The following is a 13,454-nucleotide window of genomic DNA, read 5'->3' as shown; positions in this document are numbered from 1 at the left end:
TGTATGCTCAGCAGGTGACACCCGCCGCGCGTGCGGGCCCTGCGAGAGGAAACCCATGACCACCGAGTTGAGCTCCACCACCCTGGATGATCTCCTCGACCGGGCACGCAAGGACTACGAGGCCCTCGCGGGCCGCGGGCTGTCGCTCGACCTCACCCGGGGCAAGCCGGCACCGGCCCAACTCGACCTCTCCGACGACCTGCTGAGCCTTCCCGGGGGCCGGCGCAGCGCCGCCGACGGCACCGACGTGCGCAACTACGGCGGGCTTCAGGGGCTGGCCGAGCTCCGGGAGATCTTCTCCGGGGTGCTGCAGGTGCCGGTGGCGCAGCTGCTCGCGGCGGGCAACTCCAGCCTGGAGCTGATGCACGACTGCCTGGTGCACGCGCTGCTCAGCAGGGTGCCCGGGGCCGACTCCCGCTGGGTGGACCAGGAGCGGATCGCCTTCCTGTGCCCGGTCCCCGGCTACGACCGGCACTTCGCGCTCTGCGAGCGGTTCGGCATCGACATGATCCCGGTGCCGATGACCGGGTCCGGGCCGGACATGGACGTGGTGGAGCGGCTGGTCGCCGAGGACGCCTCGGTCAAGGGCATCTGGTGCGTCCCGAAGTACAGCAACCCGGACGGGACCTGCTACAGCGACGAGACCGTGGCCCGGCTGGCCGCGATGGGGACCGCCGCCCCCGATTTCCGGGTGTTCTGGGACAACGCCTACGCCGCGCACCACCTCACCGACGAGCAGGTGGAGATCGCCGACCTGCTCGCGGCCTGCGAGGCGGCGGGCAACCCGGACCGGGTGTTCGTGTTCGGCTCGACCTCCAAGATCACCCTGGCCGGCGCGGGGGTCGCCTTCTTCGGCGCCTCGGCCGCCAATGTGCAGTGGCTGCTCGGCAACAACGCCAAGCGGTCCATCGGACCCGACAAGGTCAACCAGCTGCGGCACGTGCTGTTCCTGCGCGACGCGGACGGCGTGCGGGCCCACATGGAGCGTCAGCGGGCGCTGCTGCAGCCGAAGTTCGAGGCGGTGCAGCGGATCCTGGAGGCCGAGCTGGGCGGAACCGGCCTGGCCACCTGGACCCACCCCAAGGGCGGCTACTTCGTCAGCCTGGAGGTCGCCGACGGCTGCGCCAAGGAGGTCGTCCGCCGCGCCGCCGGAGCCGGCATCGTGCTCACCCCGGCCGGGGCCACCCACCCGTACGGCGACGACCCGCGCGACGCCCTGATCCGGATCGCGCCCAGCTACCCGACCCTGGAGGAGCTGGAGCAGGCGATCCTCGGCCTGACCGCCTGCGTGCGGCTGGTCGGCTACGAGCAGCGGTCGACGGAGGCCTAGCGGGTCAGGCGGTCACCGGGTGTCCATCTCGTGGACGCTGCCCCCGGCGACGGCCTGCAGCTTGTCGGGGTTGGCGATGTTGTGGACGGTGCGGATCCGGCCCTCGTCGTCGAGGTCGACGATCATGACGGAGATGACCCGGCCGGCCCCGGTGAAGGTGATGCCGGGGCCGCCGTTGATCTCCACGAAGGCGACCGTCATGTCGCTGATCTCGACGCCCTCGTAGGTCCGGCGGCGGGCTACCCCGGCCATCCAGGCGGCGACCTTGGCGCGGCCCTCGACCGGGTGCAGCGCCTGGCGAACCTTGCCGCCACCGTCGGTCCACAGCGTGACGTCGGGGGCGAGCAGTTCCATCAGCGCGTTGATGTCGCCCCCGGTGGACGCGGCCAGGAACCGCTCGGTGGCCTGCTGCCTGGCCGCGGTGGCGCCGGTGTACCTCGGCCGCCGGGCCTGGACGTGCTCCCGGGCCCGGTGCCCGGCCTGGCGTACCGCCGGCTCGGTGCGTTCGACGATGCCGGCGATCTCCGCGTAGCTGAAGGCGAAGACCTCCTTCAGCACGAACACCGCCCGCTCCAGCGGGCTGAGCGTCTCCAGCACGACCAGCATCGCCGTCGACACCGAGTCGGCGCGCTCCACGGCGTCCAGGGTGTCGGCGCCGGTGTCGGCCGGCTCCGGGAGGCCGGCAGTGAGGATCGGCTCCGGGAGCCAGGGGCCGACGTACGACTCCCGCTTGCGCTGGACCGACCGGAGCCGGTCCATGGCCAGATTGGTCGCGATCCTGGCCAGGTAGGCCTTGGGGTCGGCGACCTGGGAACGGTCGGCCGCCGACCACTTGAACCAGGCGTCCTGCACCACGTCCTCGGCGTCCATCGCGGTGCCCAGCAGTCGGTAGGCGACCGAGAACAGGAGGTTCCGGTGGTCGGCGAAGGTCTGCTGGTCGTCGGTGGTGGTCACGACTGGGTGATCTTAGTGCTGCGACCGCCCTTGCGCCACAGCGCCGTCATCCCCGCGCCGTACTTCCGGACCCGGCCGAAGACGCCCCAAGGGGCGCTGCTCACGGTCTCCTTGTAGAACACCGCGCTCCTGCCGGTGAGCAGGAAACGGCCGGGGGTGTCATCGGGGCGGGTGAACTGGATCACCGCGTCGTGGCGGCCCAGGCTGACCGGCTGGTGCAGGTACCCGAACCGGAACGGCTCGGCCTGACGGCCCTTCAACTCCGCGGCGATCGCGGCGGCGGTGTAGGCGCCGGTCGGCATCCCGCTCTGGCAGGTGCCGTGGATGACGCCGTAGCTCTGCCGGATCGCGGCCGCGTCGCCGATGGCGTACACGTCGGGGTGGGAGACCGAGCGCAGCCGGTCGTCGGTCACGATCCGGCCCCGCTCGTCGACGGTCAGCCCGGCCGCGGCGGCCAGCGGCGAGACCCGGGTCCCGGTGGTCCACAGCACCGCGTCGGCGCCGATGTGCTCGCCGCCGGCCAGCTCGACGCCGCCCGGGAGCACCTTGGCGATCTCCGCCCCGGCCCGTACCCGCACGCCCAGCCGCTCCAGCGCGGCCAGCAGGTAGGCCTGCGCCTTGGTGCCCATCATGGAGCCGGGTTCGGCCCGTCCCAGCAGCAGCACGGTGAGGTCCGGGTGCTGCTCGGCGATCTCGGCGGCTGCCTCGACGCCGGTCAGCCCGCTGCCGCCGACCACCACGGTCGCGCCCGGGTCCAGCCGCCCCAGCGTGGCGGCCAGCGCGTGGGCCGAGGCGGCGTTGGTGAGGGTGTGCGCGTGGTCGTCGACACCGGGCACGGTCTCGGTGTCGGCGACGCTGCCCAGCGCGTACACCAGGGTGTCGTAGGCCAGCGTCCGCTCGTCGTCGATGCGTACGGTGTGCGCGGTCGCGTCCACGGCGGTCACCCAGCCCTCGACGAACTCGATGCCGGTGCCCGCCATCAGCTCGGGGATCTGCAGGTCGGCCAGCTGCTGGCCGGAGGCGATCTGGTGCAGCCGCAGCCGTTCGGTGAACCGCCGCTGCGGGTTGACCAGCGTGATGTGCACGTCCTGACGCCTGCGGGTGCGGGCGGCCAGGCTCATCGCCGTCGTCATGCCCGCGTACCCTGCGCCGAGGATGATGATCCTGTTCATGTCCGTCTCCCTGTTCGGGTTGTCCGAATCGCTCTGACAGGCCCAAGACGGATGCGGCGGCCGCGACCGTGACATGCGATCGATGTGATCCAGGTCACATGGCTGGCGGGGTGTTGCGACGGGGCGCGAGGGTGAGCGCCAGGGCCAGGGCGGAGAGTGCCGCGGCGGCCGTGCCGGCGGCGGGCAGGCAGCACCAGGCGAGCAGCGAGGTGGCCGCGGCGCCGACGACCACGGCTGCCAGCCGGAGCGCCGGCCAGCGGTCCTCGTGCAGCAGCTGCCGCCGCCCGGCGCGGCTCAGCAGGGCGGTGAAGGTGCCGGTGAAGTAGGTGGTGGGCACCGGCCAGGTCTGCGCCTGCAGTCCCATGGCCAGGGAGACGGCGACGATCAGCACCAGCTGTGCGGGCAGGGACCGGCCGGACCCCAGTGCCCACGCCACCGCGGCGGCGGCCAGCAGCCCGGTCCCGGCCGCCAGCAGGGCGCGGACCGGCACCCCGGGCCGGGCCCGGCCGGCCGCCGCCGCGCCGAGCCCGTACCCGCCCAGGGCGGCCAGGGCCCTGGGCACCACCTGGTGGTCGCCGACCCCGACCGAGGCCCCGACCAGGACCAGGTTGCCGGTCATCACCCCGGCGAACACCTTGCCCAGGCAGAGGAAGGCGAACGCGTCGGTGGCGCCGGAGGCGGCCGACAGCACCAGCTGGACCGGTTCGTCCGGGGTGGCGGACGCGGTGGCTCCGGCGGGCTGGGCGGGCCCGGACGGGGGCGCGGCGGGGGTGGATGGGGGCGTGGCGGGGGTGGAACTCATCCGGCCATTGTTTCCTGACGGTGCGTCCGGCAGGAGGAACCGGGCCGTCGGTCCCCGGAGTGTGCGGGCTCGGCGGCCGCGGTCAGGGGCGGCCGTACCAGACGGCGTCGGTCCAGATGCGCTCCAGGCGCACGTCGGCCCCGGGGTGCGGGGCGTGCCAGACCTGGTCGTTCCCGGCGTAGATGGCCACGTGGTAGACGCTCCGGCCGGAGTGGAAGAAGACCAGGTCCCCGGGGCGCCGGTCGCTGCGGGGGATGTGGTGGGCGCTGTCGTACTGGGCCTGGGCGGTGCGCGGCAGGCGGGTGCCGGCCTGGCGGTAGGCGAAGAAGGTCAGGCCCGAGCAGTCGAAGCTGTCGGGGCCCGCCGCACCGTAGCGGTAGGGGTCCCCCTGCTTGGAGGCGGCCACGCTCAGGGCTCTGGCCTGCAGGGTGGCCGCCTGGGCCGGTGGTGGCGCCAGTCCGGCGCCGGTGAGCACCGACAGGGTCACCACGGTGACCACGCCGGCTCGGATGCGCCCGGTATGGGGGCGCGCAAGGGTGTTCGAGGACTCGGTCACGCGGGTTCCTCCGGAACCGCCTGCGGAAGGTGTCCTGTCGGGTTCGGGCTCCGAAAGCTGCCCGGCCACCGTGCGGTGGCTGCACCCCAAGGGACGGTCCTCTCCAGGCCGTCCCGCCGTGCTCGGGTCTCCCGCTCTCGCCGATGGGTGGGTGCGGAGCTGACGTCCGACCGGCGGCGAGACTGGGCGTCCGGGCGGACCGCCCCGCCACGGCGGCGGGGACTTGGTCGGTCAGCCGTCAGTATTGCCACGTCGGCATCGGGTCATCTGGGTGGACGGACGGTCCGGCGGGTGTGCGGGGCCTGCCGCGGAACGGTCGGTGGTGACGCTGGGTGATCGCAGTGGTGGTGGTGCCGGCTTCATGCGGCCCGGCCGGGAAAATATTCTTTGCCCATTTCGGTATCAGGCTGTGAGCTGCCGGAACGCCGACGGTCGGGGAGCACGGTCCACTCGATTGCCGGACGCCCGGCCCGCGCCTGTTCGGGTGGTGCCGGGTCCGCGCGGGCCGGTGTTCGATCAGCGGGGTTCGGACCGGGGTTCCGCCGTCCGCGCGAGGTGGGGTGACGGCCCGAAAGTGAGCGACTCTCTGGGCGTGTCGCGACCGGGACGGGGCAGTTTCGTGACCGTTTGATGACGTTACCTGGGCAATTCGGGGGTAATCAGCGGCTCATGACTGCGAGTGATCAGGACGATGAAGGGGCGCTGCAACGCCTCGTCGCGCAGGCCGGCGTCTGGTCGGCCACCGCGCCGGGCGTCGAGGCGGGGGCCGAGGCGGGGGCCGTGGCGGACACGACGGCCATGGCGGACGAGCACCCCCTGGACACGCTGCTGCGGTGGTGGGGGCGGCTGCGCTTCCCCGACGAGGAGCGGCCCGAGGTCCCGCCGCAGGGCCGGTCCGAGCGGAGCGGGGTCTGGCCGCGCGGGTAGGTTGGGGCGCCATCGATCACCGACCGCCCAGCCAGGAGGCACATGTGTCCGGTCGTCCCAGCGTTCTGCTCGTCACCGATCTCGGCTACCAGGCCCGAGGGCGGCGCTACTGCGACGAGGACATATTCCTCTCCTCGCGGCTGCGGCAGGACTTCGACACCGCCCTGTGCCACCCGCTGGACGCCGCCGCGCTGATGGACGGTTTCGACCTGGTGGTGGTCCGCAACAGCGGTCCGGTGCTGCACTACCAGCAGGCGTACCAGGCCTTCCGCGGCGCGGCCGGTGAGCGCGGCACCCGGGTCTACAACCCGTTGAACGGCCGTGGGGACATGGCGGGCAAGCAGTACCTGCTCGACCTGACCGCGGCCGGGTACCCGGTGATCCCCACCGTGGACCGGCTCGCCGACCTGGACCGGTTGCCCGACGCCGACGAGTACGCGGTCAAGCCCAAGGCCGGAGCCGACTCGGCCGGCCTGCACTTCGTCCCCCGTGGCGAGTTGGCCGGCCTGGACCTCGGGAGCGGCGACCTGCTGGTGCAGCCGCGGATCGACTTCCGCTACGAGGTCTCGTTCTACTTCGTCGACGACACCTTCCAGTACGCCCTCAACGCCCCGGACCCCGACCGCCGTTGGGTCCTGGAGCCGTACCGTCCCAGCGGGGACGACCTGGACTTCGCGCGGCGCTTCATCGACTGGAACACCCTGGACCACGGCGTCCAGCGGGTGGACGCCTGCCGTACCCGGGAGGGCGGGCTGCTGCTGGTCGAACTGGAGGACCTCAACCCCTACCTGTCGCTGGACCGGGTCGGCGGGCCGGTCGCCGACGCCTTCGTCGCCGCTGTGACGGCTTCGCTGCACCGGTTCCTGGCCCGGTGGCCGGACGGGTCGGGGCGACCGATCGACGCCTGATCCCTTGTGGCCGACAACCGGGGTGTGATAGCTATGCGAGAAGGAAACTGACGGACCGTCAGATAGCGATGCCGGCCCGGACCGTCCGACGCCCCTTCCGCCGCAGGATCTGACCGCCCAGGAGGCCCCTGATGGAGTTCGGCATCTTCCTGAATGGATTCGTACCCGGCCCGGCCGCGCACGACCGCCCGTCCGAGCACCTGGCCCTCAAGCGGGAGTTGGAGCTCGCGGTCAAGGCGGACAAGCACAACTGGAAGTACGTGTGGTTCGGCGAGCACCACACCCTCACCGAGTACAGCCACATGTCCGCCCCCGAGGTGGCGATGGGCTACGTCGCCGCCAGGACCGAGCGGATCCACCTGGGCACCGGCATCAACAGCCTCTCGCCGCGCAAGGAGCACCCGGTCCGCTACGCCGAGCGCGCGGCGATGCTGGACCACATCACCGAGGGCCGCTTCGAGTGGGGCACCGGGCGCGGCGCGGGCAGCCACGAGGTGGCCACCTTCGGGATCATGGACACCGAGTCCACCCGGGCCGAGTGGGACGAGGTCTCCCGGGAGATCGTCAGGATGTGGGAGCAGTACGACTACTCCTTCCAGGGCGAGCACTTCACCGTGCCCACCCCGCACAACATCCTGCCCAAGCCCTACGGCCACTCGCACCCGCCGATCTGGATGGCCTGCGGCAACCCCGGCTCCTTCGCCAAGGCGGGATCGCTGGGCATCGGCGGCATCGCCTTCAACTTCGAGCCGATCTACAACCTCAAGGGCCGGATCGAGGCCTACAAGGAGGCCGCCGAGAACCCGGTGGAGATCCTCGGGGACTACCAGAACAACAACGTGATGATGACCAACGGCGTGATCTGCCTGAGCGACCGCGCCCGGGCCCGGGAGATAGCCCTGTCCGCGGGGCTGGGCTACCTGGTGACGCTGGTCAACCTCTACCACGACACCATGCCCAAGTCGCTGGACGAGATCACCTGGCCGGACCCGCCGATCCACCTCGGCGCGCTGGGCGGCGAGGAGCTGCTGGACGAGCTGATCGCGGGCGGCTACCTGCTCTGCGGGACCCCGGACGAGGTGTGCGAGCAGGTGGCCGCCTATCAGCAGGTGGGCTGCGACCAGTTGGTGTTCGGCGTCACCGGCGGGCTGTCGCACGAGGAGAGCCTGGAGATGATCGAGCTCTTCGGCAACCAGGTCATCCCGAACTTCGACAGCAGCCCGGAGATCTCCACCGAGGTCTACCGCCGCGCGGCGGGCGGACCCAAGTACCCGCCCTACAACAACCCGGTCGACCCGTCCCTGCGGCACACGGTGCTGCCCCCGGCGGCGATCATCCCGCTGCCCGAGTGAACTGACGCCGGGACAGCCGCCCGAACGTGTCCCGGAAACCGGGACAGGACCGGTGCGGCTAGGGTGCTGTGCATGCGCATCTGGATCGTGGACGCCTTCAGTGACCGTCCGTTCGCCGGCAATCCCGCAGGGGTCGTGCTGCTGCGGGACTTTCCGGAGGACGGCTGGATGCAGCAGGTGGCGCGGGAGGTCAACCACGCGGAGACCGCGTTCGCGCACCCGCTGCCGCCGGGCGGCGACGCCGACTGGGCGCTGCGCTGGTTCACTCCGGCGACCGAGGTGGACATGTGCGGCCATGCCACCCTCGCGACGGCGCACGTGCTGCGGGAGACGGGCAGCGCGACCGGCACCGTGCGGTTCGCCGCGCGCTGCGGTGTGCTCGCGGCGACGGCGGACGACGACGGCAGCATCACCCTGGACTTCCCGACCTCGACGCTCACCCCGCAGCCGACGCCCGAGGACCTGCCACGGGCGCTCGGCGCCCGGGTCGTCTCGGTGCACGGGACCGCGGCCCACATCGGCGACCTGCTGGTGGAGCTGGAGGACGAGAAGTCGGTACGCGCCCTGGTCCCGGACCTGGGTGCGCTGGGCGGGGCGGCCGAGCGCGGGATCATCGCCACCGCCGTGGCCGAGGACCCGGCCCGCGGGTACGACTTCGTCTCGCGTTGCTTCTTCCCGAACGTCGGCATCGACGAGGACCCGGTCACCGGCAGTGCGCACACGGCGCTCGCGCCGTTCTGGTCGGCCCGCCTGGGCCGCTCCGAGCTGACCGGACTGCAGGCCTCAGCCCGCTCCGGCCTGGTCCGCACCGCGCTGCGCGGTGAGCGCACCCTGCTCACCGGGGACGCGGTGACCGTCATCGAGGGCGAGCTGTTCTCGGCGCCGTGACCGGTGCGCCGTACCCGTGCGCGGTCTGCTGTCGGCAGATCCGCTCGCGTCCGGGCCGGCGCGGCGTCAGGATCTGGGCATGCGACCGCTCTTCGTACTCGTGCACAGCCCCTCGGTGGGGCCCTCGACCTGGCGTCCGGTGGCGGAACGGCTCGCCGAGGCGGGCTACGACGCCCGGGTTCCGTCCCTGCTGGACGTCGGCACCGGGCCGCCGCCGTACTGGCCGGCCGTCGTGGCCGCCGTCCGCGAGGACCTGACGGCGGTGCCCGCCGACCGGCCGCTGGTGCTGGTGGCACACAGCAACGCCGGGCTGTTCCTTCCGCTGATCCGCGCGGGCCTCGACGGCACTGACGGCGGCGACGGCCGGCCCCGGCGTCAGGTGGTCGGCTCGGTCTTCGTCGACGCGGCGCTGCCCGCCCGGGACGGGGCGACGCCGGTGGCCCCGCCCGAGCTGCTGGAGTTCCTGCGCGGCAAGAGCGTGGACGGCCTGCTGCCGCGCTGGACGGACTGGTGGGACGAGGCCGACATCGCGCCCATGTTCGCCGACGCCACGACCCGTCGGACCGTCGTCGACGAGCAGCCGAGGCTGCCGCTGGCGTACTACCGGCAGACCATCCCGGTCCCGGCCGGCTGGGACGACCACCCCTGCTCCTACCTGCTGTTCGGCCCGCCCTACGAGGCCGAGGCAGCCGAGGCGCGGGACCGCGGTTGGCGGGTCGCACACCTGCCGGGGGAGCACCTGCACCAGATCGTCGACCCGGAGGCCACCGCCCGCAGCCTGGTCGAACTCGCGGGCTGAGACGCCGCGCCCGCGCCCGCGCCCACCTCTGTGCCCGTGTCTGAGTGGCGCCTGAGTAGCAGGTTGCATCCAAAGGCTTGTGGGGTGGCGCAGTTGGGGATAGAAACCTCGTTGATAACGTTGTCAGAGGAGAGGCCACCCCCATGCTCCTTCGCTACAGGCAGTCAGGACGCTTACAGGCCACCCTCGTCGCGGCAGTGGCCGCAGGGGTGCTCGCGACGAGCGGCGGGGTGGCCTCGGCCCTGCCTGCGACGTCCCCGGTTCGGCCGGCCACCGCAGGTGTCGCGTTGGTGAAGGATCCGGCGGCGCTGGTCGACCCGATGATCGGCACCGGCTCCGGCGGCGCCACCGTCGGCCAGGTGGACGCCTATCCGGGGGCGACGGCGCCCTTCGGCATGATGTCCTTCAGCCCTGACACACCGTCGCGTCCGGACGGAGGCGGCTACAACTACGACGATTCGGCCACCACCGGCTTCAGCCTCACCCATATGTCGGGCCCGGGCTGCGGAGCGATGGGCGACTTCCCCGTCCTCCCCACCGTGGGCGCGCTGAGCGCAGACCCGGCCAACAGCACCGCTGCCTTCCAGCACAGCGACGAGCATGCCACACCCGGCTCGTACTCGGTGAAACTCAACCCGTCGACGCCCGCCGCCGCCGTCCAGGCGGACCTCGCAGCGACCACCCGGACCGGCATCGGCACCTTCACCTACCCCAGCACCACCGCGGCGAACCTGCTGTTCAAGATGGGTGACGCCCAGTCAGGGAACCAGGCGGCCAGCGTCCAGGTGATCGGCGACGACCAGGTGGCCGGCACCGAGACCGCAGGCCAGTTCTGCGGTTCGCCGGGCACCTACCCGGTGCACTTCGTGGCCACCTTCAACCGCCCGTTCTCCTCCTACGGCACCTGGCAGACCGCGCCGACCGGCGCCAATGTCTTCACCACCCCCACCGGCCAACTCGACTGGAGCTACCACGAGGTGGCCAGCGGCGGCACCGCCGCCACGATCGCCCCCACCACCACGGCGGCCGGGGACAGCGCCGTCTCCTGGAGCCAGACCGACGCGCTGGCCAACACCTGGATCCAGGCCACGCCCCCGGCGCTCACCCAGGGCGACAGCTACCAGGCCAGCGTCACCCTCCAGGGCACCGGTGACGTCTACCTCAACTTCTACAACGGGCAGCAGGACGTCGGCGGCAAGCCGGTCCAGCTCAGCTCGACGCCGGTCACGCTGACCGTGGACGCCGCCGTACCCACCGGCCCGATCGGCAGCCCGCAGTTCCAGGTGCGCACCGCCGGCACCGGCCCGGTGGACCTCACCGCCTCTGCGGCGTCCATCCGCCTGGATGCGGTGGTGAAGTCGCCCGGCGCCGCCAAGGTGAGCACCAAGGGCCCCGGCCCGCAGCGGCAGCCGGCCGCGCCCGACGGCAGGCCCGCGGCCGGCGCCGGCACCAAGGTCGCCCCGCGCGGCACCGAGGCCAAGGGCGCACAGTCGCGCACCCAGGTCGCGGGCACCCAGGGACTGCAGTCCGGCGCCTGGGTCACCTTCGACACCACGACCCGTCAGCAGGTGACCATGAAGGTCGCGCTGTCCTACGTCAGCCAGGGCGACGCGGCAGCCAACCTCAGGGCCGAGGACCCCGGTTGGAGCGTTCCGGCCGTGGCCGCGCGCACCTACGCACAGTGGGACAGCCTGCTCTCCCGGATCCGGATCGGCGGCGGATCCGCGGCCCAGCGCCGGGAGTTCTACACCGCGCTCTACCACACCCTGCTGGAGCCGAGCGTCTTCTCCGACGACAACGGCCAGTACCTGGGCTTCGACGACCAGGTCCACCGGACCGCGCGCGGCAAGGAGCAGTACGCCAACTTCTCGGGCTGGGACATCTACCGCTCCGAGATACCGCTGCTCGCCACGATCCTGCCCGAGCAGACCAGCCAGATGATGACCTCGCTCCTCAACGACCAGGCGCAGGGCGGCTGGTTGCCCAAGTGGGGCTTCGCCGACGACTACACCGACGTGATGAACGGGGACGCGGCCGATCCGATGATCGCCGAGGCCTACGCCATGGGGGCGCGGGACTTCGACGCCCGGGCCGCGCTGGCCGCCATGGTCAAGGGCGCCACCACGGTGCCGACCAGCACCGCCGAGATGGGCCAGGGCTGGTACGTCGAGCGGCCCCAACTCGACGCCTACCAGAAGCTCGGCTACATCCCGAACACCACCCAGAGCTCGCTCTCGCCCGAGCCCAACGGAGCCTCCGAGACCATCGAGTACGCCACCGCCGACTTCGGCATCGCGACGCTCGCCGAGGCGTTGGGGGAGACCGACACCTACAGCACCTTCCTGCAGCGGTCGCAGAACTGGACCAACCTCTTCAACACCGCCACCGGCTACATCCAACCGCGGGACGCCCAGGGGCAGTTCCCCGAGTTCGACCCGACCACCGACGGGGTGGGCGCCTTCGGGCAGTCCGGCTTCCAGGAGGGCAACGCGGCCCAGTACACCTGGTCCGTCCCGCAGGACATCCAGGGGCTGATCACCGGCCTGGGCGGGGACGACGCTGCGAACAAGCGGCTGGACACCTACTTCACCCAGCTCCAGGCCGGTCCCAACCTGCCGTACGAGTGGGCCGGCAACGAGCCCGCCTTCGGCACCCCGTGGATCTACGACTACACCGGCACCCCCTACAAGACCACCGCGATCGTGCACAAGCTGCTCGACACGGTCTACGCGGACACCCCCGGCGGTGAGCCCGGCAACGACGATCTCGGTGCCATGAGCTCCTGGTACGTGTGGTCCAGCCTCGGTATGTACCCGGCGACCCCGGGCACCCCGGTGCTCGCGCTGGGGGCGCCGGTCTTCCCCGCGGCCGAGATCGCCGTGCCCGGCGGCCACCGGCTGACGATCACCGCGCCGGGCGCCTCCACCAGCGCGTACGTCCACGGCGTCACGGTCAACGGGAAGTCCTGGGCGCCGGCCTGGCTGTCGGCCTCGCTGATCACCGGAGCCGACCGTGCGTCAGGTCGGGCCGGCAGCAACCGGATCGCGTTCACCCTGACCGACACCGCCGATCCGACCTGGGCGGCCGCGGCCGCCGACGCCCCGCCGTCCTACCCGGCCGGTACGCTGCATTTCCCGCCGGGACGCAAGCCGGTCATCCTCACCCCGAGCGGCCCCAACCTGTCCGGTTCCACCCCGACCGGCCAGCTCTCCTGGGCCGGACCGGTGCAGAACGGCGTCGGCCCGGTGGCCGGCACGCTGGTGTCCGCCACCTCGCCGGAGGGCGCCAGCGCGGAGCACTGGACCGAGTCCTACGCGGCCCCCGACACCTGGATCTGGACCGACCCGACGACGCAGCCGACGGCGGGTCAGAGCTACCAGGGTTCGATCACCCTGGAGGGGACCGGCACCGTCTACCTGGACTTCTGGACCGGTGCGCAGGACGTCACCAGCCAGACCGTGCAGCTGTCCGCCGTCCCGCAGACCGTCACCGTGCAGGGCACGGTGGCCGCCGCTGGCGGTACCCATCTGCAGGTCCGCACGGGGGGCACCGGCTCCGTGGACCTGTACGCCAGTGCGCTGTCACTCCAGGCGCTCACCCCGGAGCAGAGCGGCTGATTCCGCGCCCGGCCCCGTGCCGTCGGCGGTCCGGTCCAGGTCAGGACCGCCGACGGCAGCTCCGAGGGGTTTGGCGTGATCCTTTCGAACCATGGCGATCACGCCGCTGTCACCGGCGGGAGGAGCGCGAGAGGGTGATTGAACCCGCT

The 13,454-nt window shown here is 72.1% G+C and carries 11 protein-coding genes; 7 read left to right on the top strand and 4 right to left on the bottom strand.

Annotated elements, in window-relative coordinates; all coding sequences use genetic code 11:
* Positions 1-55: 55 nt before the first annotated feature.
* Positions 56-1,330: an aminotransferase class I/II-fold pyridoxal phosphate-dependent enzyme gene (locus ABUW04_RS20430; protein WP_380566108.1), complete on the top strand. Its 1,275-nt coding sequence runs from the start codon at positions 56-58 to the stop codon at positions 1,328-1,330.
* Positions 1,331-1,342: 12 nt separating this feature from the next.
* Here ABUW04_RS20430 and ABUW04_RS20425 read toward each other — a convergent pair whose 3' ends face one another.
* The 4 genes from ABUW04_RS20425 to ABUW04_RS20410 all read right to left on the bottom strand — a co-directional run bounded on the left by ABUW04_RS20425 (position 1,343) and on the right by ABUW04_RS20410 (position 4,814).
* Positions 1,343-2,284, bottom strand: coding sequence for an RNA polymerase sigma-70 factor (locus tag ABUW04_RS20425; RefSeq protein WP_380566106.1), 942 nt, complete (start codon positions 2,282-2,284; stop codon positions 1,343-1,345).
* Positions 2,281-3,456, bottom strand: coding sequence for an NAD(P)/FAD-dependent oxidoreductase (locus ABUW04_RS20420; RefSeq protein WP_380566105.1), 1,176 nt, complete (start codon positions 3,454-3,456; stop codon positions 2,281-2,283). Before ABUW04_RS20420 ends, ABUW04_RS20425 begins: the two co-directional genes overlap by 4 nt.
* Positions 3,457-3,550: 94 nt before the next feature.
* Positions 3,551-4,258: a YoaK family protein gene (locus ABUW04_RS20415; protein ID WP_380566104.1), complete on the bottom strand. Its 708-nt coding sequence runs from the start codon at positions 4,256-4,258 to the stop codon at positions 3,551-3,553.
* 82 nt (positions 4,259-4,340) lie between these two features.
* Positions 4,341-4,814 carry a C40 family peptidase gene (locus tag ABUW04_RS20410; protein ID WP_037596761.1) on the bottom strand — a complete coding sequence of 158 codons (474 nt, stop codon included), beginning with the start codon at positions 4,812-4,814 and terminating at the stop codon, positions 4,341-4,343.
* A gap of 669 nt (positions 4,815-5,483) precedes the next feature.
* Between ABUW04_RS20410 and ABUW04_RS20405 the strand changes: the two genes are divergently transcribed.
* The 6 genes from ABUW04_RS20405 to ABUW04_RS20380 all read left to right on the top strand — a co-directional run bounded on the left by ABUW04_RS20405 (position 5,484) and on the right by ABUW04_RS20380 (position 13,305).
* Positions 5,484-5,741 (top strand): hypothetical protein, encoded by a 258-nt coding sequence (locus ABUW04_RS20405; RefSeq protein WP_380566103.1) that lies wholly within the window; start codon positions 5,484-5,486, stop codon positions 5,739-5,741.
* Positions 5,742-5,785: 44 nt separating this feature from the next.
* The gene (locus tag ABUW04_RS20400) at positions 5,786-6,649 is read left to right on the top strand and encodes a hypothetical protein (RefSeq protein ID WP_380566102.1); all 864 of its coding nucleotides are present in this window, start codon (positions 5,786-5,788) and stop codon (positions 6,647-6,649) included.
* 131 nt (positions 6,650-6,780) lie between these two features.
* Entirely contained in the window at positions 6,781-8,001 is a 1,221-nt protein-coding gene (locus tag ABUW04_RS20395; RefSeq protein WP_380566101.1) for an LLM class flavin-dependent oxidoreductase, read from the top strand.
* A 72-nt stretch (positions 8,002-8,073) separates the two neighbouring features.
* Entirely contained in the window at positions 8,074-8,889 is an 816-nt protein-coding gene (locus tag ABUW04_RS20390; protein WP_380566100.1) for a PhzF family phenazine biosynthesis protein, read from the top strand.
* 79 nt (positions 8,890-8,968) lie between these two features.
* Positions 8,969-9,688 (top strand): alpha/beta hydrolase, encoded by a 720-nt coding sequence (locus ABUW04_RS20385; protein ID WP_380566099.1) that lies wholly within the window; start codon positions 8,969-8,971, stop codon positions 9,686-9,688.
* Between the two features lie 143 nt (positions 9,689-9,831).
* Positions 9,832-13,305, top strand: coding sequence for a GH92 family glycosyl hydrolase (locus tag ABUW04_RS20380; protein WP_380566098.1), 3,474 nt, complete (start codon positions 9,832-9,834; stop codon positions 13,303-13,305).
* The last annotated feature ends 149 nt before the right edge of the window (positions 13,306-13,454 follow it).

It is taken from the genome of Streptacidiphilus jeojiensis, from assembly GCF_042510965.1.
In the GTDB taxonomy this organism is placed as follows: Bacteria; Actinomycetota; Actinomycetes; order Streptomycetales; family Streptomycetaceae; genus Streptacidiphilus; species Streptacidiphilus jeojiensis.
The sequence above is the reverse complement of the archived record's forward strand: the minus strand, read 5'-3'. Positions and strand labels throughout refer to the sequence as shown.